This is a genomic window from Ancylobacter sp. TW_SC_1 (assembly GCF_056836805.1).
In genome coordinates this window covers 4,679,568-4,698,664 of sequence record NZ_CM166365.1, presented here as the reverse complement: position 1 = coordinate 4,698,664, position 19,097 = coordinate 4,679,568, and the positions used below count along the sequence as shown (strand labels likewise).

Below are 19,097 nucleotides of genomic sequence, written 5' to 3'. Positions count from 1 at the left end.
GTTCTCCACGGGTCGGCTCGCCTGAAGGAGCCCGGATGGCAGGGGCGGGGCGCGATCAGTTCCGCGTGCGCGCCGGCGGCGGGCCGGCGTCATCGGCGAGCCGGGTGGCGATCCAGATGACATGCCGCGCGCCACGCCCCTTGCCGTTCGCCCGTACCCGCACTTCCTCCACGCGGAACCCGGCCCGGCGAAGGCGCAGGGTGAAATCGCGGTCAGGCGCCGACGACCACACCGCGAGCAGGCCGCCGGGGCGCAGGGCGACCCGGGCGGCGAGCAGTCCGCGCGGATCGTAGAGACCGTCATTGGCCGCGCGGGTCAGCCCGCCCGGGCCGTTGTCGACATCCAGCAGGATCGCGTCATAGGTGGCCCGGCCGGCGCGTATCGGTTCGCCGACATCGCCCTCGTAAAGGCTGACGCGCGGGTCGCTCAGGCTGGTTCCGAAAATCCCCGCCATCGGTCCGCGCGCCCAGGCGACGACGGCCGGCACTAGCTCGGCGACGACGATGTCTGCGTCCGGCCCGAGCTGGGCCAGCGCCGCGCGCAGCGTGAAGCCCATGCCGAGCCCGCCGATGAGCAGCCGCGGCTTGGGGCGCTGTCCGAGCCGTTCGCAGACCAGCGTGGCGAGTGCCTTCTCCGATCCGCTGAGGCGGCTGTTCATCAGCTCCGTGGCGCCCGACATGATGGAGAATTCGTCGCCCCGCCTCATCAGGCGGAGATCGCCGAATCCGTCGGGCACTTTCGCGGTGTCGAGCAGGGACCAGGGAATCATGCGCTAACCCGTCGGACGATGATGTGCGTCGCGTATCGCCCTTCATGGGGGCAGAACAAGAGATGTTCGCGCGGGCACATTAAGGTCGACGGAGGCGGCGGTGAAGTGAGACCGCTTCGGCGAGCGACGGAGACTGCCCGGCAGGGCGCCGGGAGTCTCCTGCCGGGGTCAGGCCGCCGTCGGCGCCGCACGCTTCTTGCCGACCGCCCGGCCGGTGCCCGGCGGGCTTTCGAGCCGCGCATGCGCGTCGGCGATCGGCCGCAGCCGCGCCAGCACGTCGGCGGGTGCCGGAACGGCACGTCCCGCCTTGCTGTCGACATGCAGCAGCATCTGCTCGGCGGTGGCGATCTCGCGCCCCTGCGCACCGGCGAAAAGCCGGTGGAAGACGTGGATGCGCTTGTCGTCCGTGGCCAGTATCTGGCAGGTCACTCTCAGCTCCTCGCCGAGCCGCGCCTCGTCGAGATGCCGCAGATGCGTCTCCACCGTGTAATAGCTGTGGCCGCCCTCGACATAGGCGAGATCGACGCCGATGAGGCGCAGCAGCGCGTCCGTGGTGTCGCCGAAGACCTGCAAATAGCGATGCTCGGTCATGTGGCCGTTATAGTCGATCCAGGCCGGCGACACGCGGGCCTCGACGAGCGGCAGCGGCGCGGCGACGTCGGCCGAGCCCGGCGGCTCGGCTCGGGCCAGCAGCCGGTGCTCGAAATCGGCCAGCAGCTTGCCGGCACCCCAACCCTCGCCACCGCGCCCGGCCTTCAGCGCCTGCACGATGCCGACGAGGTTTTCGTCGCGGATACGCTCGAGTTCCCGGATCGACAGGCCGGGCGCCTGAGCGTCGGACTGGGCGCCGATCTTCTCGACGAGGGCGTCGTCGAGGTCGACCACGTCCGTCAGCTTGCTCCACGGCCATTGCAGGCACGGGCCGAACTGGGCGAGGAAATGGCGCATGCCGGCCTCGCCGCCGGCGATGCGGTAGGTCTGGAACAGGCCCATCTGCGCCCAGCGCAGGCCGAAGGAATAGCGAATCACGTCGTCGAGCGTCTCGACGTCGCAGATGTCGTCCTTGATCAGCCACAGCGCCTCGCGCCACAGCGCCTCCAGCAGCCGGTCGCCGACGAACGCCTCGATCTCGCGGGCGATGACGACGCCCTTCATGCCGATCGCCTCGAGCACGTCCTTCGCGCGCCCAATGGTATCCGGCGTCGTTCGCGCGCCGCCGACGATCTCGACAAGGGGCAGCAGATAGACCGGATTGTAGGGGTGGGCGACGAAGAGACGTTCGGGGTGCGTCAGCTCCGACTGAAGGTCAGAAGGCTTGAGGCCGGAGGTCGACGAGCCGATGAGCGCATCCGGCGGGCAGGCGGCGTCGATCTCGGCGAGTACGCGGCGCTTGAGGTCGAGCCGCTCCGGCACGCTCTCCTGCACCCATTGCGCGTCCGCCACCGCCTCGTTGATGCTGGCGCAGAAGGCGAGCCGGCCACGCGGCGGCAGCGGCGCGCCGGTGAGCAGGCCATAGGCCCGCTCGGCATTGGCCAGCACCTCGGAAACGATGCGCTCGGCCTCCGGGTGCGGATCGAACACCTTCACGTCGATGCCGGCGAGCAGGAAGCGGGCGATCCAGCCGCCGCCGATGACGCCGCCGCCGATGCAGGCGGCGCGGGAGATGGGAGCGAGATTCGGGGCGTGCATCGTCGTCACCTCAGCGCTTCACCAGCTTCAGCTTCTCGCGCACCTCGGCCGGGCCGATGATCCGCGCGCCCATGTGCGTCACCACGGTCGCCGCCTTCTCGACCAGCTGGGCGTTGGTGGCGAGCTGGCCCTTGCCGGCATAGAGATTGTCCTCCAGCCCGACGCGCACATTGCCGCCGGCCAGTACCGCCGCCGCGGGATAGGCGAGCGCGTTGCGGCCGATGGAGAAGGCGGAGAAGGTCCAGCCCGCCGGCACATTGTTGACCATCGCCAGATAGGTGTTGAGGTCGTCCGGCGCGCCCCAGGGAATGCCCATGCAGAGCTGAATCAGCACCGGGTCCTCGATCAGCCCTTCCTCGACGAGCTGCTTGGCGAACCACAGATGCCCGGTGTCGAAGGCCTCGATTTCCGGCCGCACGCCGAGCGCCGTCATTTGCCGCGCCATCTCGCGCAGCATGGCGGGCGTGTTGGTCATGACATAGTCGCCGAGGTTGAAGTTCATCGTGCCGCAATCGAGCGTGCAGATCTCCGGCAGGCATTCGGCGACATGGGCGACGCGCTCGGTGGCGCCGGCCATGTCGGTGCCCTTCTCGTTCAACGGAAACGGCGCCTCGACGCTGCCGAAGACAAGGTCCCCGCCCATGCCGGCGGTCAGGTTCAGCACGACGTCGATCTCGGCGGAGCGGATGCGGTCGGTTACCTCGCGGAACAGGTCGCGCCGGCGCGAGGCGGCGCCGGTTTCGGGATCGCGCACATGGCAGTGCACCACCGCCGCGCCCGCCTTCGCCGCGTCGATGGCGGAATCGGCGATCTGCTGCGGCGTCACCGGCACATGCGGCGACCGCCCCACCGTGTCGCCGGCACCGGTGACGGCGCAGGTGATGAAGACGTCGCGATTCATCGACAAGGGCATTTCGACCTCCAAACTGAGGCGTCCAGCTTGACGTGAAAGCGCAACCGTGACGCAACTATTTGCGTAAACCATTTAGCATTCTGCGAAGCCATGATCTTTGCCCATTCCGACGAGCCGCTGGACGTCACGCTGCTGTTGTTCTCCGGGCTGTCGCTGCTCTCGCTGGCGGCGACGCTCGACCCGATGCGCGGCGCCAATCGCGTGCTCGGGCGTCCGGCCTATCGCTGGAAGCTGGTGTCGATCGACGGGGCGATGCCGGTTGCCAGCTGCGGTCTGCCCATACCTGTCGACGGTGCCTTCGATCCGGCGGAGCGGCAGGATGCGCTGATCGTGATCGCCGCCTTCGATGCGATGCGCCATGCGACCCCGAAGATCCTGAGGTCGCTGCGTGCCGGCGCGAAGCGCTCGGCCGCGGTCGGTGGGATCGAGTCCGGCTCGTGGCTCATGGGGTTCGCCGGCCTGCTCGACGGTCGCCGTGCCACGACGCACTGGGAGGATCTGGAGGATTTCGCCGCGCGCTTCCCGCATGTGGACGTGCATCCCGACCGCTTCGTCGTGGACGAGCCGGTGTTCACCACGGGCGGCGCGACGCCGGCGCTCGACTGCATGCTGTCGCTGATCCGCACGCGCAACGGCTATTCCGCCGCGCTCGACGTCGCCAGCCTCTATATCTACGAGGAGGTGCGGACCGGATCGGACGTGCAGCCCATCGTCTCGCTCGGCCGCATCCGCCAGCACGAGCCGCGCGTGGCGGAAGCCATCCGCATCATGGAGACGCATATCGATCGGCCGCTGACGATCGCCGTCATTGCCCGCCGGGTCGGGGTGTCGACACGCGGGCTCGAAACGCTGTTCCTGAAAACCGTCGACGCCACTCCGGGCGCGTATTACGTCACGCTGCGGTTGAACGCAGCGCGACGCCTTGTGCTCGACACCAATCTGCCGATCGCCGATATCGCCGAGCGGACCGGCTTCTCCGCCATCGCGTCGCTTTCGCGTGCCTTCCGGCGCCAGTTCGGCGTGCCGCCCTCGGCCGCCCGGCGGGCGCGGCTCTAGACGCAGCTAGAGGCCGAGGCCGGTCTTGGCGGCGGCAATGCCGGGCTTGCCGTCGAGCGTTGTCACGCCGTCGAGCCAGCGATCGAGCGCCGCCGGATTCGCCTTCATCCAGGCGCGCACCGCCGCCTCGGGCTGCATGCCCTTGTCGAGGATGTCGCTCATCAGGCGATCCTCCATCTCGACGTCGAAGACGAGATTGGCCAGCAGGCGGCCGACATTCGGGCACTCCTTGGAGTAGCCCGGCCGCGTCAGGGTGACGACCGTGGCGCCGCCATCATTGGGGCCGAAGACGTCGTTGCCCTTTTCGAGATAGGCGATCGGCATGTTGACGTTCATCGGGTGCGGCCGCCAGCCGAAGAACACCACCGGCTGCTTCTGCCGGATTTTCTGCGTCACCTGCGCCAGCATGCCCTGCTCGCTGGACTCGACCAGCGAGAAGCCGCCGAGGCCGAACGTGTTGTCGGCGATCATCTTGGAAATGGTGCCGTTGGCGCCGCTGCCGGCTTCGATGCCGTAGATCTTGCCGTCGAGCTTGTCCTTGAAGCCGGCGATGTCGGCATAGGTCTTCAGGCCGGCGTCATAGGCGTCCTTGGAGGTGGCGAAGCCGATGCGCGCGCCGGTAAGATTGGTCGCGGCGACCTCGACCTTGCCGGCCTTCACCAGCGGTGCCTGCATCGGCTCCTGGAGCGGCATCCAATTGCCGAGGAAGATGTCGCGGTCGCCATTCTCCAGCGATTTGAAGGTGATGGCGACCGACAGGACGGCGACGTCCGGCTTGTAGCCTAGGGTCTTGAGGACCTCGCTTGCGAGCGCTGTGGTCGCGGTGATGTCGGTCCAGCCGACATCCGAGAAGCGCGGCTTGGCGCAGGAGGCCGGGTCGGTGGCGAAGGCGGAGGAGGACATGAGCGTCGATAAGGTGACGCAGGCAACGAGAATGCGCGAAATCATTGCTGTTCCCTCGTGTTGGCGATCATGCCGCTGAGACCGGCACCGCACCGAGACCCTACCCGTCGCAAGCTGGATTGATTGACCTGTATCGAAGTGCAGATGATCGGTTGCGCAGGATCGGCCTGCCGTGCCGTACCGGTCATGCCGGAATCGCCGAGCTCGCTTCGCGGATGATCCAGTCTATCAGGTCGCTGGCCTGTGCCGACGGCTCGGGCCCCGGCCTCACCCAATAGCCGCTGCCGGCCCGCGACAGCGGCGGGCCCACCGGCATGAGCGTGCCGTCGGCGATCGCGCCGTCGATCAGGCCGGCCCAGCCGAGCGCCACGCCCTGGTCGGCGATCGCCGCCTGCACGACAAGGCCATAGGTATTCAGGCTGAAATCGCCCGGTCCCGGCTCGCGCGCCACATGCATGGCGGCGAACCAGTCGTGCCAGGTGAACCAGCGCGGCCGTGGCGTGCTCTCCAGATGCAGCAGAGGCAGGCGGGCGATGAGATGCGGGTCATCCGCCAACCCGTGCCGTGCGGCGAATGTCGGGCTGCAGACGGGAAAGACGCATTCCTCGAAAAGCCGGGTGGCGCCGTCGCCGAAGTCCGACTGCGCGCCGAACAGCACGGCGACGTCCTCGGCCTCGTCCGCACCGGGATCGGCCGCCGCCGAGGCGATGATGTGAACCTCGGTCTCCGGGCGCACCAGCCTGAACTGCGCCACCCGCGGCATCATCCAGAACGAGGCGAAGCCGTAATCGGTGAACAGCCGCACCACGGGGCGCCGGTTCATGCGGCGGATGGCGCGGGCGCCGGCATCGAGCTCGGCCACGGCGGCACTGGCCGCGCGGTGCAGCCTCTCGCCGGCCGGGGAGAGCGTGCTGCCACGATGGCCACGCTCCAGCAGCACCGTGCCGAGCTGCTGCTCGATATTGCGTACCGTGTAGCTGACCGCCGGCTGGGAAAGGCCGAGCTCATGCGCCGCCGCGGTGAGGCTGCCGAGCCGGCCGACGGCGTCGAACACCCGCACCCAGCCAAGGTCAAGAAGCCGCTCAGCCATAAAAATCCATTGGGTCTGTCATTGAAAAGCGGGAGCTTCACACAGGTTGTCATTTAACGATTTGATGAACGCCAGGGCAAGGCGGGCCACAGACCCAATCAAGGCACCCCCTCTTGCGATCCTTCAGCTCACACCCTTTCCAGAGGTCGACCATGAATCGCTTCGCTTGGGCTGCCGGCGCCCTCGTCATCGTCCTCGCCGCCGGCCCGGCCGCGGCGGCGGACGCGCCCGCCTGCAAGACCGTCCGCATGTCGGATCCCGGCTGGACCGACATCACCTCCACCAATGCCATCGCCGGCGTGCTGCTCGACGGGCTCGGCTACAGGCAGGACGTCAAGACCCTCTCCGTTCCCATCGGCTACGAGTCGATGAAGAACGGGAATCTCGACGTCTTCCTCGGCAACTGGATGCCCGCGCAGCAGAAGTTCATCGACGCGCTGAACGAGGCGAAGGCGGTGGAGGTGCTGGCGACCAATCTGAGCAGCGCCAAGTTCACCCTCGCCGTGCCGAACTATGTCGCCGATGCCGGGGTCAAGGACTTCAAGGACCTCGCCGCCAATGCCGACAAGTTCGGCACGCAGATCTACGGCATCGAGCCGGGGGCGCCGGCCAACGCCAACATCCAGAAGATGATCGATGCCGACGATTTCGGTCTCAAGGGCTGGAAGCTGGTGGAATCCGGCGAGCAGGCCATGCTGGCGCAGGTCAAGCGCTCGCAGAACGGCAAGGACTGGATCGTCTTCCTCGCCTGGGCGCCGCACCCGATGAACGAGAGCTTCGCCATCACCTACCTCTCAGGTGGCGACGCCTATTTCGGCGCGAATTATGGCGGCGCCGACGTGCGCACGCTGGCGCGCACCGGCTGGTCGGCCGAATGCCCCAATGCGGCGGCGCTGTTCCGCAATCTGACGTTCGACCTGTCGATCGAGAACGCCATGATGGGCAAGATCCTCGACGAGGGGCAGGAGCCCAATGCCGCCGCCAAGGCCTGGCTGAAGGCGCATCCCGATGCGCTCGGGCCCTGGCTCGACGGCGTCACCACCCTTGACGGCAAGCCCGGCCTGCCCGCCGTGAACGCCGCGCTCGGTCTGTGACCCGCTCCTCCTGTAACTGCGGGCGGGCGCCCCTGCGGATGGCGCCCGTCCTCCTTCCTTGCGACGGACCGGGCAATGACGCAGCCGAACATCCTCATCCTCATGGTCGACCAGCTCAACGGGACGCTGTTCCCGGACGGGCCGGCCGCGTTCCTGCACGCGCCGCATCTCAAGGCGCTGGCGCAGCGTTCCGCCCGCTTCGCCAACAGCTACACGGCGAGCCCGCTCTGCGCGCCGGCGCGTGCTTCCTTCATGTCGGGGCAGTTGCCGAGCCGCACGCGGGTCTATGACAACGCCGCCGAGTTCACCTCCGACATCCCGACCTTCGCGCACCATCTGCGCCGCGCCGGCTACCACACCGCCCTGTCGGGCAAGATGCACTTCGTCGGGCCCGACCAGTTGCACGGCTTCGAGGAGCGGCTGACCACCGACATCTACCCGGCCGATTTCGGCTGGACACCGGACTACACCAAGCCGGGCGAGCGCATCGACTGGTGGTATCACAATCTTGGATCGGTCACAGGCGCGGGCGTCGCGGAGATCACCAACCAGCTCGAATATGACGACGAGGTCGCCTATCACGCCGGGCGCAAGCTCTATGACCTGGCCCGCCGGCAGGACGACCGGCCGTGGTGCCTGACGGTGAGCTTCACCCATCCGCACGACCCCTATGTCGCGCGGCGACGCTTCTGGGACCTCTATGAGGATTGCCCGGTGCTCGACCCCGCGATCGCCCCGATCCCGTTCGAGCGGCAGGACCCGCACGCGCAGCGGCTGATGCTGGCGAGCGACCATGCCAACGGCCATGTGGCGCCGGAGGATGTGCGCCGCTCGCGCCGCGCCTATTTCGCCAACATCTCCTATATCGACGAGAAGATCGGCGAGTTGCTCGACATACTCGAACGCTGCCGGATGGCGCAGGATACCATCGTCGTGTTCGTCTCCGACCATGGCGACATGCTCGGCGAGCGCGGGCTGTGGTTCAAGATGAACTTCTTCGAGGGTTCCGCCCGCGTGCCGCTGATGATCGCCGCGCCCGGCCTGCCGGCGGGCCGGATCGACCGGCCGGCCTCGACGCTGGACGTGCTGCCGACGCTGGCCGATCTCGCCGCGCTGGACCTGACCGGCATCATGCCATGGACGGATGGCGAGAGCCTGATCCCCACCGTGCTGGGGCGCGGGGCGCGTGGTCCGGTGCCGATGGAATATGCGGCGGAAGGCTCCTACGCGCCGCTGGTCGCCTTGCGCGACGGGCCGTGGAAGCTGGTCCTGTGCGATCTCGACCCGCCGATCCTCACCAATCTGGACGAAGACCCGCACGAACTGGTCAACCGCGCGCAGGACCCTGCCTGTGCAGCCGTGCTCGCCGACCTGACGGCCCGCATGCGCGCGCGCTGGGACCTCGCCCGTTTCGACGCCGAGGTGCGCTCGAGCCAGGCGCGCCGGCACGTCGTCTATGAGGCGCTGCGCAACGGCGCCTATTACCCCTGGGACTTCCAGCCGCTGCAGAAGGCCTCCGAGCGCTACATGCGCAACCACATGGACCTGAACGTGCTGGAAGACCGCCAACGTTATCCCAGAGGCGAATGACCGGGGTGATGCGGCCGCAAGCGCTTCAGGACGCGTTGTCACCCGCCGTGCCGCTCAGGCGGCGGAGCTCGTCATGGACGTGCCGGTTGCCGGCCCACATCGGGCCGGGACGGGTGAGGTCGCCATCGAACGTGACTACGCCGCCGGCTTCCCGGACGAGCACGATGCCGGCCCAGCAGTCCCAGCAATACAGGGTGGGGTCGTAATAGCCGGCCAGCCGGTTGGCCGCGACATAGGCGAGCATCAGGGCCCCCGATCCTACCCGGAACAGAACCCCTCCCGCGCTGTAGAGCGCCTCCACGAAGGCGCCGACTTCCTTGGGCGCGGCCTTCTGGGTGGCGCCGAAGCCGATGGTGGTGGAGGCGATCGTCCAGTCCGGGTTGATGGTCAGGGGGCGGCCGTTGAGCCAGGCGCCGCCGCCCTTCAGCGCCGAATAGAGCTCCTGCAGCACGGGGGCGAAGATGACGCCGATCACCGGCTCGCCTTCGCAGGAGATGCCGATCGAGACGGTCCAGTTCGGCTGGCCGACCAGGAAGGGCATGGTGCCGTCGATCGGGTCGATCACCCAGACGAAGCGCGACCGGCCCTCTGCGGCGGCCTCTTCCTCGCCGACGATTCCGTCCTCCGGAAACGCCTTGCGGATCGCGCCGCGCAGGAAGCTCTCGACCGCCCGGTCGGCCTCGCTGACGAGGTCCTGCGAGTCGGACTTGGATTCGGGATGCAGCGTGTCGCGATCGAGAAAGAAGGCGCGGGCCTTGTCGCCGGCCGTCTGCGCCAGCCGCTCGGCGAGGGCAAGCCGGCTTTCGAGCGCAGCGCTCACGTCTTTCTGTCCCGCACTCATCCTCGAAGGTCTCCCGGCCTCTTGTCGTGGTCCAACGCGCGTCAGCTTGCGCTGATCCTATTGCATATTTCAAATTACAAATGTATCGGTTTCGGCATCGGATACGTGCTGTTGAGCCCTGGACCGTCGTGCTTGTTCGAGAGCATCCGGGTCGAAGGGGCACGCAGACGACTCGTGGATGAGCCGGAAGCGGTGGCATTTCCGCCCTTCCTGGTGCGTCCGCCAATGATGAGAGGCGGCCCAAGCCGCCCGGATGCCGGCCTCGCCCGCCCTGTGGCGATGCACCATCTCAGGAGGAAAAAATGAAACGTGCATTGAGAATCTGCGCCAGCATCGCCGCGGTCGCTGCTGCCACGGCGACCATGCCGGTCGCCGCCTTCGCCGACTGGCTCGCCGACGCCGCCAAGCCGCTGAAGGGCACCGAGATTTCCGGCGTGTTCCTCGACCGTCCGGGCTACCGGGCGATCATCAAGCTGCTGCCGGAGTTCGAGAAGCGCACCGGCATCAAGGTCAATTACGAGATCGTCCCCTACGAGAACGCCCGCGAGAAGCAGGTGCTGAACTTCACCTCGCGCGGCGACGCCACCATGGCGCTGGTCGACCTGGTGTGGATCGGCGAGTTCGCCGAGAACGGCTGGCTGGTCTCGGTCGACGAACTCTCCAAGGACGCGTCCACCACCGATCCGAACCTTAATCTCAAGGGCTTCTTCCCGCTGCTGCTCGACGCCTTCGGCTCCTGGGGTGGCACCACCTACGGCCTGCCCTTCGACAATTATTCGGGCCTGCTGTTCTACAATTCCTGCAAGCTCAAGGAGGCCGGCTTCGACAAGCCGCCGGCGACCTGGCAGGAGTTCAAGGACAATTACGCGCCCAAGCTGACCGACGCCTCCAAGAACCAGTACGCCTACGCCCTGCAGTCGCGCCGCGGCGAGACCCAGTCGGCCGACAGCTTCATGCGCTTCCTGTGGCCCTTCGGCGGCTCGCTGCTGAACAAGGAATTCAAGTCGAACCTGCTCAGCAAGGAGAGCCAGGACGGCCTGAACTTCCGTCAGGAACTGCTCAAGTACCAGCCGCCCGGCGTCGTCAGCTTCGATCACGCCGAAGCCGTGAACGCGCTGGCCCAGGGCCAGGTCGCGATGATCACCGAGTGGTCGGCCTTCTACTCGACGCTCGCCGACCCGGCGACCTCCAAGCTTGGCGACTGCCTCGCCGTCGCGCCGGAACCGGCCGGTCCGGCCGGCCGCCTGCCGGCGCTGGGCGGCTTCTCGCTCGCCGTCGCCGCGCAGGCGACGCCCGAGCAGCAGAAGGCCACCTGGTTGTTCATCCAGTGGGCCACCTCGGAAGAGATCGCCAAGGCCTATGTCGACGCCGGCGGCGTCTCCGGCCGCCAGGCGGTCTACAAGGACCCGGAGGTCCGGGCGAAGTACAAGTTCGTCGAGCCGATGGTCGCGTCCTGGGAGAAGGGCGTGCCGGAGTATCGCCCGCGCTTCCCGGCGTGGCCGGCCATCTCCGAGATCGTCGCCGAATGGGGCTCGAAGATCGAGCTCGGCGAAGTCTCCGTTGAGGCCGGCTCCAAGGAGATCGGCACCCGCATGGAAGCGATCCTCGGCAAGGAAGGCTATTACGACGGCAAGAAGAAGCTGCTGCAGTGAGTGCGGCTTCCTGAGCTTCGTGCCGACCGGATGGGCCGCTTTCCACGCGGCGTGTCCGGTCGGCCGATCCGGGCGGGCGACGCGTACTCCCGCACGCCGGCGCCCGCCCGGTCCTTCCGCCTCGTGAATCCGGTGTCCATGTCATGAGCCATCTTCACCGTCAGGCGCTCGACGAGATCGGCGGCTGCCTCGACAAGGTGCGCCGCGAGGAATTCGACGCGGCCGTCGCGGCGATTGCCGATGCCGGGCGCATCGCGCTCTATGGCGTTGGTCGCGAGGGCCTGCAGATCAAGGGCCTCGCCATGCGGCTGTTCCATCTCGGCCGCCCGGCGGCGATGGTGGGCGACATGACGACCCCGCCGGTCGGTCCCGGCGATCTGCTCATCGTCTCGGCGGGTCCGGGCGACTTCTCCACCGTCTCGGCGCTCATCGGCGTCGCGCGCGCCGCCGGTGCCCGCGTGCTGGTCGTCACCGCCGAGCCGGAAGGCGCCGCCGCCGCGCGCGCCGACCTCGTGCTCGCCGTGCCCGCGCAGACCATGGCGCGCGACCAGGGGGCGGGCGCCACGTCGGTGCTGCCCATGGGTTCGCTCTATGAGGGTGCGCTCTATGTACTGTTCGAGATCCTCATCCTGAGCCTGCGCGACAGGCTGGGGGTGACGCCGGCGCAGATGCGGGCGAACCATACCAATCTGGAGTGACCGCCGGGATGCGCTTCCGGCCCCTGTCGGCGCCCCGCAACCCGTCGGCCCCCGTCGAGGAGCCCTGCCAGATCGATGGCCACCAGGACCCAACGCCCATGAGTGAAGCCCCCGCCGCCAAGCCCAATCGAGGATATGGCCGCTGGACGCCGGCCTGGTTCCTGGCACCGGCCGTCCTCACGCTGTTCCTGATCGGCATCTATCCGACCATCTTCGCGTTGGTCACCTCGTTCCGGCGCTACAACATCGCCCGCCCGCGCGAAGGCTTTCCCTTCGTCGGTTTCGAGAACTATGTCGCGGTGCTGACCGACAGTACCTTCTGGGCGTCGCTGCTGCTCACCGCGAAGTTCTACGTCACCGTGCTGCCGATCCAGGTGGTGCTGGGCCTGATCGTCGCGCTGCTGCTGCACAAGCCGGGCCTCGGCCTGCTCAAATCGCTCGCGCGGGTGACGCTGGTGGTGCCGCTCGCCACCACCTATGCGGTGGTCGGCCTCATCGGCCGCCTCATCTTCAACCGCGAATTCGGCGTGGCCAACCAGTTCCTCGGCGGCCTCGGCATCGGAAACATCGACTGGCTCGGCACCCAGGGGGGAGCCTTCGCCGCCATCGTCATCATGGATGTGTGGCAGTGGACGCCGTTCTGCGCCCTCATCTTCCTCGCCGGCTTGTCGATGGTGCCGGGCGAGATCGAGGAAGCGGCGCGGCTGGAGACCTCGTCCAAGCTCGCGCTGCTGCGCCACGTTCAGATGCCCTATCTGATGCCCGGCCTCACGGCGGTGATGATCCTGCGCTCGGCCGACGTGCTGAAGCTGTTCGACATGGTGTTCGTGATGACCCGCGGCGGTCCGGGCTCGGCCACCGACCTCATCTCGATCTACATCCAGCGCGTCGGCTTCCGCATCTTCGACCTCGGCACCGCCTCGGCGCAGGCGATCCTCCTGCTCATCATCACCATCGTCATCAGCCGGCTGTACATCCGCCTGCTCTATCGGGAGGTCAATTGATGCGCTCGTCCGGCAAGCTCCTGCACGCGCTCGGCCTCGCCGCCGTCGTGCTGTTCTCGCTGTTCCCGTTCCTGTGGATGGTGGCGGCGAGCTTCAAGACCCAGTCCGACATCCTCGCCTCGCCGCCGGTGTGGTTGTTCACCCCGACGCTGCAGAACTATTATGAGATCTTCGCCGACACGAAGGTTTCCGGCGCGATCGTCAATTCGCTGATCGTCGCCACCGCGACCACGCTGCTGGCGGTGGGCCTCGGCACGCCGGCCGCCTTCGCGCTGGCCCGCTACGAGTTCCGCGGCAAGTCGGACCTGTGGTTCTGGTTCATCTCCAACCGCATGACGAGCCCGATCGTGCTGGCGCTGCCGGTCTATCTCCTCGCCATGTATGCGAACCTGCTCGATACCCATCTCGTGCTGATCCTGATCTACCTCACCTTCAACATCCCGATCGTGGTGTGGATCGTCACAGACCAGTTCAAGTCGATCCCGCCCGACCTCGAACAGGCGGCGCGGCTCGACGGCGCCGACCAGTTCACCATCTTCCGCAGGATCTATCTGCCGCTCGGCGCGCCGGGCATCGCGGTATCGGCGATCTTCTCCTTCATCTTCTCGTGGAACGAGCTGCTCTACGCGCTGGTGCTCACGCGCCGCAGCGCGCAGACCGCGCCCGTCGTCGCCACCTCCTTCATGTCCGGCTACGAACTGCCCTGGGGCAAGATCATGGCCACCGGCACGGTGATCGTGCTGCCGGTGACGATCTTCGCGCTCATCGTCTCGCGCCACATGGTGCGCGGCCTCACCATGGGGGCGACCAAGTGAGCGGCCACGCCCCGATCCCCTTCGGCATCAATCTGGGCTTCTGCGTGAAGCGCTGGGTGACGCCGGAACTGTGGACGCGCGTCGTGCGCGAGCGGCTCGACCTCGACCTCGTTCAGTTCTCCTTCGACCTCGTCGATCCGATGTGGCCGGACGCGATCATCGACCGCCACGCCGCCGCCGTCCGGCGCGAGGCGGAGGCGGCCGGCATCACCATCCACAGCGCCTTCATCGGCCTCGCCCACTACACCTTCAACCAGCTGCTGCATCCTGATCCGGCGGTGCGCAACTATGCCGAATACTGGCTCGGGCGGGCCTATCGCTTCGCCGCGCTGGCCGGCATCCGGCGCGTCGGCGGTCCGCTGGGCGCGATCGCCTCCCGGCTCGACGGAAGCGAGGCCGAGGCGCTCGACCCGGCCGACTATGCCGAGCTGATCACGCGCATGCACCGGCTTGGTGAGCGCGCCGCGGCCGAGGGCCTCGACGAGCTCTACATCGAGCCGACGCCGCTGCGCCGCGAATGGCCGTGGACGATCGCGCAGGCGCGCCAGATGACCGGCGATGTCGCCGACAGCGCCGTGCCGTGGCGGCTCTGCGTCGACTGGGGGCACGGCACCTTCGAGCCGCTCTACGGCCCCGATCACGGTGCCATGGAGCCGTGGCTGCGCGAGCTTGCCGACGTCACCACCGCCGTGCATATCCAGCAGACGGATTTCGCTCTCGATCGCCATTGGGACTTCACCGTGCCCGGCAGGGTCGACCCCGCCGCCGCCGCCGCCCTGCTGCGCCGCACGGGCCATGGCGGCACGCCGGTGTTCCTCGAAGTGTTCTATCCCTTCGAGCGCGACGATCTGTCGATCCTGAAGGTGCTGGAGGCGTCGTCGGCGCATCTCAAGCAGGCCTTCGCCTGAGGAGGCCGGGAGCATGACGGGCGTACGCGACAGGAATGGCCAGACCGCCGGCCAACCGACCTCGCTGGACGACATCGAGGCGGCGCAGATTCGCGCCCGCGTCGCTTGGCTCTATTTCATCGGCGGTCTCACCCAGCAGGACATCGCCGACCAGCTCGGGCTGACCCGGCTGCGGATCAACAAGATCCTCGGCCAGTTGCGCATCGATGGCTCGGTGCGCATCGATATCCGCCTGCCCATGGCAGATTGCGTCGAGCTGGAGCAGGGCCTGCGCGAGCGTTACGGCCTGCTCGGGGTAAGCGTGGTGCCGAGCCTGCCGGACGATGCCGACCAGCAGCGGGTGATCGGCGAGGCGGCCGGCGCCATCCTCGACCGCCATCTGACCGACGGCATGGGCATCGGCGTCGGCTGGGGCAAGACGCTGGCCGCCGGGCTGAAGCGGATTTCCGTCCGCCCGTTGCCCGATGCCTGGGTCACCTCGATCATGGGCGGCGTTACGCGCGGGTCCGGCGCCTCGACCTTCGAGGTGGCGACCGGCTATGCGCGGGCCATCTCGGCCGACTGCTACTACATCGCCGCCCCCATCTACATGCCGACGCCCGAGAGCCGCAGCATCCTGCTGTCGCATCACGGCATCGGCGAGACGCTGCGGCGCGCGCGCCTGGTCGATGCCGCGCTGGTGTCCTGCGGCGACATGACGGACCGCTCGCTGCTGGTCCAGACGCAGACCGTGACCGAGAACCGCGACAGCCTGATCGCGGCGGGGGCGGTGGGCGACCTGCTCGGCGTGTTCCTCGATGCCGAGGGACGCCCGCTCGACCACCCGCTCAACGAGCGGGTGCTGTCGCTGTCGCCGCACGAGCTCAAGAAGGTGAAGTTCTCCCTGCTGGCGTCCGGCGGCCTGCACAAGCAGCCGATCATCCGGGCCATCCTGAGGGGTGGTTACGTGAAGCACCTCGTGACCGACGAAAAATGCGCCGCTGCTCTGCTGGAGCGATGATCAACACCGCCCGACGCAGACCCGAAGGGGCCGTGGCCGGAGATTTTGGAGTATGAGCCGATGTCTTTCCTGAGGCTGGACAACATCAAGAAGAGCTACGCGGACGTCTCCGTCATCAAGGGCGTCAGCTTTTCTGCGACCAAGGGCGAGTTCGTGGTGTTCGTCGGCCCCTCGGGCTGCGGCAAGTCCACCTTGCTGCGCATGATCGCCGGGCTCGAGGACGTCACCTCCGGCCAGCTCTATATCGACGACAAGGACGTCACCTATGAGGAGCCCGCCAAGCGCGAGGTCTCCATGGTGTTCCAGTCCTATGCGCTCTACCCGCATATGAGCGTGTTCGAGAACATGGCCTTCGGCCTGCGCATGGCGAAGAAGCCGGAGGCGGAGATCAAGGCGCAGGTGCTGGAGGCCGCCCGCATCCTGCAGCTCGAGGCGCTGCTCGAGCGCAAGCCGCGCGCCCTCTCCGGCGGCCAGCGCCAGCGCGTCGCCATCGGCCGCTCGATCGTGCGCCACCCCAAGCTGTTCCTCTTCGACGAGCCGCTGTCCAATCTCGACGCCGAGCTGCGCTCGCAGATGCGCGTGGAGATCGCCAAGCTGCACCGTTCGCTCGGCGCCACCATGGTCTACGTCACCCACGACCAGGTGGAGGCGATGACGCTCGCCGACCGCATCGTGGTGCTGCGCGCCGGCCTGGTCGAGCAGATCGGTTCGCCCACCGAGCTTTACGACAAGCCCGCCAACACCTTCGTTGCCGGCTTCATCGGCTCGCCGAAGATGAACTTCATCAATGCCAGGGTCGCCTCCGTCTCCGGCGCCAGCCTCGCGCTGGAGCACCCGACCTTCGCCGGCGGCACGCTGACCCTCGACACGCCGGCCGCCGGCCGCGTCAAGGTCGGCGACGCCGTGACGGTCGGCCTGCGCCCCGAGCACCTGGTCGTCAACGCGGCCGATCCGGTCCTCTCGCTCACCCTCGACTTTGTCGAAAGTCTCGGCGGGTCGACCCAGCTCTATGCGCGCGGCGACGGCGAGCCGGTGATCGCGCTCACGGCCGGACGCCCGGAACTGAAGCCGGGCGACGTGCTGAAGCTCGGGATCGATTCCCGCCACATCTATCTCTTCGACGCCGCCGGCCTCGCTCTCTGAGCGGTCCCGACGACGGCAACTCCAGCAGGACAAGCCCCATGGTGCAGGCACTGGTTCTCGAAAAGAAGGGCGAGCTTTCCCTTCGCGACATCGACCTCCCGCAGGAGGTCGGCCCGGACGACGTGAAAATCGCCATCCACACGGTCGGCGTCTGCGGCAGCGACGTCCATTACTACACACACGGCGCCATCGGCTCCTTCGTGGTGCGCGAGCCCATGGTGCTCGGCCACGAGGCGGCCGGCACCGTCACGGCGGTCGGCGCTCATGTGAAGAACCTGAAGGTGGGCGACCGGGTCTGCATGGAGCCGGGCGTGCCGAACATGAATTCGCGCGCCACCAAGCTCGGCATCTACAATGTCGACCCGGACGTGCGCTTCTGGGCGACGCCGCCGATCCATGGCGTGCTCACCCCCGAGGTCGTCCATCCCGCCGCCTTCACCTACAAGCTGCCCGGCAACGTCTCCTTCGCGGAAGGAGCCATGGTCGAGCCCTTCGCGGTCGGCCTCCAGGCGGCGACCCGCGCGCGCATCACGCCCGGCGATGTGGGCGTGGTGATCGGCTGCGGCCCGATCGGCATCATGACGGCTTTGGCGGCGTTGGCGGGGGGCTGCTCGCGCGTCTACATCTCCGACCTTTCCGCGCCCAAGCTCGCCATTGCCGGCCAGTATCCCGGCATCCATCCGGTGAACATCACCGAGCGCCCACTGGCCGAGGTCATCGCGGAAGAGACCGAGGGCTGGGGCGCCGACGTCGTGTTCGAGGCCAGCGGCAGCCCGCGCGCCTATGAGGGCATCTTCGATATCGTGCGCCCCGGCGGCACGCTGGTGCTGATCGGCATGCCGGTCGAGACCACCAGGTTCGACGTGGCCGCGGCGATCATCAAGGAAGCGCGGATCGAGACGGTGTTCCGCTACGCCAACAATTTCGACCGCGCGGTGAACCTGATCGCCTCCGGCAAGGTCGACCTCAAGCCGCTGATCTCCGAGACCTTTGACTTCGCGCGCAGCATCGAGGCGTTCGACCGCGCGGCGAAGGGGCTGCCCACCGATGTGAAGCTGCAGATCAGGATGCCGGGCTGAGCGCTAGAGCGCGGCCGAGTAAACAGACGGCCGCGCCCCCTCTCCCCATCGGGAAGAGGAAAAGAAAGAAGCTTCTTCCCGCCCGCTCGACCGGGCGTCTACATCAACCCGATCGGAGTTCCACATGGGTAGCAGGCTTCAGGGCAAGGTTGCCGCCATTACCGGCGCGGCGTCGGGCATCGGCCTCGAATGCGCCCGCGCGATGCTGGAGGAGGGGGCGACCGTCGTCCTCGTCGACCGCGCCGCCGACGCACTCGCGGAGATCTGCGCCGGGCTCGGCGACCGGGCGGTGCCGCTGGTGGTCGACCTGCTCGATCCGTCGAGCGTCGCCACCATGCTGCCCTCGATCCTCAACACATGCGGCCAGCTCGACATCTTTCACGCCAATGCCGGCGCCTATATTGGCGGCCCGGTGGTGGACGGCGACCCGGATGTGTGGGACCGCGTGCTGAACCTCAACGTCAACGCCGCCTTCCGCACGGTGCGGGCGGTGCTGCCGCACATGGTGGAGCGCAAGACCGGCGACGTGATCTTCACCTCGTCCATCGCAGGCGTGGTGCCGGTGGTGTGGGAGCCGGTCTACACCGCCTCGAAATTCGCCGTGCAGGCCTTCGTCCACACGGTGCGTCGGCAGGTGGCGAAAGACGGCGTGCGCGTCGGTGCCGTGCTGCCGGGGCCGGTGGTCACCGCCCTCATCAAGGACTGGCCGCAGGCCAAGCTCGACGAGGCGCTTGCCTCCGGCGCGCTGATGGAACCAAGGGAAGTGGCGGACAGCGTCATCTTCATGCTGACCCGTCCGCGCAATGTCACCATTCGTGATCTCGTGATCCTGCCGAACGGAACGGACCTCTGA

Annotated in this window: 18 protein-coding genes; 12 read left to right on the top strand and 6 right to left on the bottom strand. The window is 67.8% G+C overall.

Features of this window, described 5'->3' with window-relative positions; all coding sequences use genetic code 11:
* Window positions 1-55: 55 nt before the first annotated feature.
* The 3 genes from AC1PZ7_RS22265 to bcoG form a co-directional block, all read right to left on the bottom strand.
* Window positions 56-769: a polyamine aminopropyltransferase gene (locus tag AC1PZ7_RS22265; protein WP_482357359.1), complete on the bottom strand. Its 714-nt coding sequence runs from the start codon at window positions 767-769 to the stop codon at window positions 56-58.
* 168 nt (window positions 770-937) lie between these two features.
* The gene (locus tag AC1PZ7_RS22260) at window positions 938-2,458 is read right to left on the bottom strand and encodes a carnitine 3-dehydrogenase (RefSeq protein ID WP_482357358.1); all 1,521 of its coding nucleotides are present in this window, start codon (window positions 2,456-2,458) and stop codon (window positions 938-940) included.
* A gap of 10 nt (window positions 2,459-2,468) precedes the next feature.
* The gene (bcoG, locus tag AC1PZ7_RS22255; protein ID WP_482357357.1) at window positions 2,469-3,371 is read right to left on the bottom strand and encodes a 3-dehydrocarnitine:acetyl-CoA trimethylamine transferase BcoG; all 903 of its coding nucleotides are present in this window, start codon (window positions 3,369-3,371) and stop codon (window positions 2,469-2,471) included.
* A gap of 90 nt (window positions 3,372-3,461) precedes the next feature.
* On the opposite strand from bcoG, the gene AC1PZ7_RS22250 reads away from it, so the two are divergent.
* A complete protein-coding gene (locus tag AC1PZ7_RS22250; RefSeq protein WP_482357356.1) occupies window positions 3,462-4,427 on the top strand; it encodes a GlxA family transcriptional regulator in 966 nt (321 codons plus the stop codon).
* 6 nt (window positions 4,428-4,433) lie between these two features.
* On the opposite strand, the gene choX (AC1PZ7_RS22245) is transcribed toward AC1PZ7_RS22250, so the two are convergent.
* Both choX (AC1PZ7_RS22245) and AC1PZ7_RS22240 read right to left on the bottom strand, forming a co-directional pair.
* A complete protein-coding gene (gene choX, locus AC1PZ7_RS22245; protein ID WP_482357355.1) occupies window positions 4,434-5,375 on the bottom strand; it encodes a choline ABC transporter substrate-binding protein in 942 nt (313 codons plus the stop codon).
* A 139-nt stretch (window positions 5,376-5,514) separates the two neighbouring features.
* Window positions 5,515-6,420, bottom strand: a complete 906-nt coding sequence (locus AC1PZ7_RS22240) for a LysR family transcriptional regulator (protein WP_482357354.1) — start codon at window positions 6,418-6,420, stop codon at window positions 5,515-5,517.
* A gap of 152 nt (window positions 6,421-6,572) precedes the next feature.
* On the opposite strand from AC1PZ7_RS22240, the gene choX (AC1PZ7_RS22235) reads away from it, so the two are divergent.
* The gene (gene choX / locus AC1PZ7_RS22235; protein ID WP_482357353.1) at window positions 6,573-7,514 is read left to right on the top strand and encodes a choline ABC transporter substrate-binding protein; all 942 of its coding nucleotides are present in this window, start codon (window positions 6,573-6,575) and stop codon (window positions 7,512-7,514) included.
* A 75-nt stretch (window positions 7,515-7,589) separates the two neighbouring features.
* A complete protein-coding gene (betC, locus tag AC1PZ7_RS22230) occupies window positions 7,590-9,104 on the top strand; it encodes a choline-sulfatase (protein WP_482357352.1) in 1,515 nt (504 codons plus the stop codon).
* A gap of 25 nt (window positions 9,105-9,129) precedes the next feature.
* Here the strand turns inward: betC and AC1PZ7_RS22225 are convergent, their stop codons facing one another.
* Window positions 9,130-9,945, bottom strand: a complete 816-nt coding sequence (locus AC1PZ7_RS22225) for an inositol monophosphatase family protein (protein WP_482357351.1) — start codon at window positions 9,943-9,945, stop codon at window positions 9,130-9,132.
* Window positions 9,946-10,247: 302 nt separating this feature from the next.
* Here AC1PZ7_RS22225 and AC1PZ7_RS22220 point away from each other — a divergent pair, with 302 nt between their 5' ends.
* The 9 genes from AC1PZ7_RS22220 (at window position 10,248) to AC1PZ7_RS22180 (ending at window position 19,097) form a co-directional block, all read left to right on the top strand.
* On the top strand, window positions 10,248-11,597 hold the full coding sequence (locus AC1PZ7_RS22220) for an ABC transporter substrate-binding protein (RefSeq protein ID WP_482357350.1): 1,350 nt from the start codon (window positions 10,248-10,250) through the stop codon (window positions 11,595-11,597).
* A 143-nt stretch (window positions 11,598-11,740) separates the two neighbouring features.
* A complete protein-coding gene (locus AC1PZ7_RS22215) occupies window positions 11,741-12,295 on the top strand; it encodes an SIS domain-containing protein (RefSeq protein ID WP_482357349.1) in 555 nt (184 codons plus the stop codon).
* A gap of 98 nt (window positions 12,296-12,393) precedes the next feature.
* Window positions 12,394-13,299: a carbohydrate ABC transporter permease gene (locus AC1PZ7_RS22210; protein WP_482357348.1), complete on the top strand. Its 906-nt coding sequence runs from the start codon at window positions 12,394-12,396 to the stop codon at window positions 13,297-13,299.
* Complete coding sequence (locus AC1PZ7_RS22205) at window positions 13,299-14,114, top strand: carbohydrate ABC transporter permease (RefSeq protein WP_482357347.1); 816 nt, start codon at window positions 13,299-13,301, stop codon at window positions 14,112-14,114. The genes AC1PZ7_RS22210 and AC1PZ7_RS22205 overlap by 1 nt, the downstream gene beginning before the upstream one ends.
* The gene (locus AC1PZ7_RS22200) at window positions 14,111-15,022 is read left to right on the top strand and encodes a sugar phosphate isomerase/epimerase family protein (RefSeq protein WP_482357346.1); all 912 of its coding nucleotides are present in this window, start codon (window positions 14,111-14,113) and stop codon (window positions 15,020-15,022) included. Before AC1PZ7_RS22205 ends, AC1PZ7_RS22200 begins: the two co-directional genes overlap by 4 nt.
* 13 nt (window positions 15,023-15,035) lie before the next feature.
* Window positions 15,036-16,022 carry a sugar-binding transcriptional regulator gene (locus AC1PZ7_RS22195; protein WP_482357345.1) on the top strand — a complete coding sequence of 329 codons (987 nt, stop codon included), beginning with the start codon at window positions 15,036-15,038 and terminating at the stop codon, window positions 16,020-16,022.
* Window positions 16,023-16,082: 60 nt separating this feature from the next.
* The gene (locus tag AC1PZ7_RS22190; protein WP_482357344.1) at window positions 16,083-17,165 is read left to right on the top strand and encodes an ABC transporter ATP-binding protein; all 1,083 of its coding nucleotides are present in this window, start codon (window positions 16,083-16,085) and stop codon (window positions 17,163-17,165) included.
* 41 nt (window positions 17,166-17,206) lie between these two features.
* Window positions 17,207-18,244, top strand: coding sequence for an NAD(P)-dependent alcohol dehydrogenase (locus AC1PZ7_RS22185; protein WP_482359702.1), 1,038 nt, complete (start codon window positions 17,207-17,209; stop codon window positions 18,242-18,244).
* Between the two features lie 124 nt (window positions 18,245-18,368).
* Complete coding sequence (locus AC1PZ7_RS22180) at window positions 18,369-19,097, top strand: SDR family oxidoreductase (RefSeq protein WP_482357343.1); 729 nt, start codon at window positions 18,369-18,371, stop codon at window positions 19,095-19,097.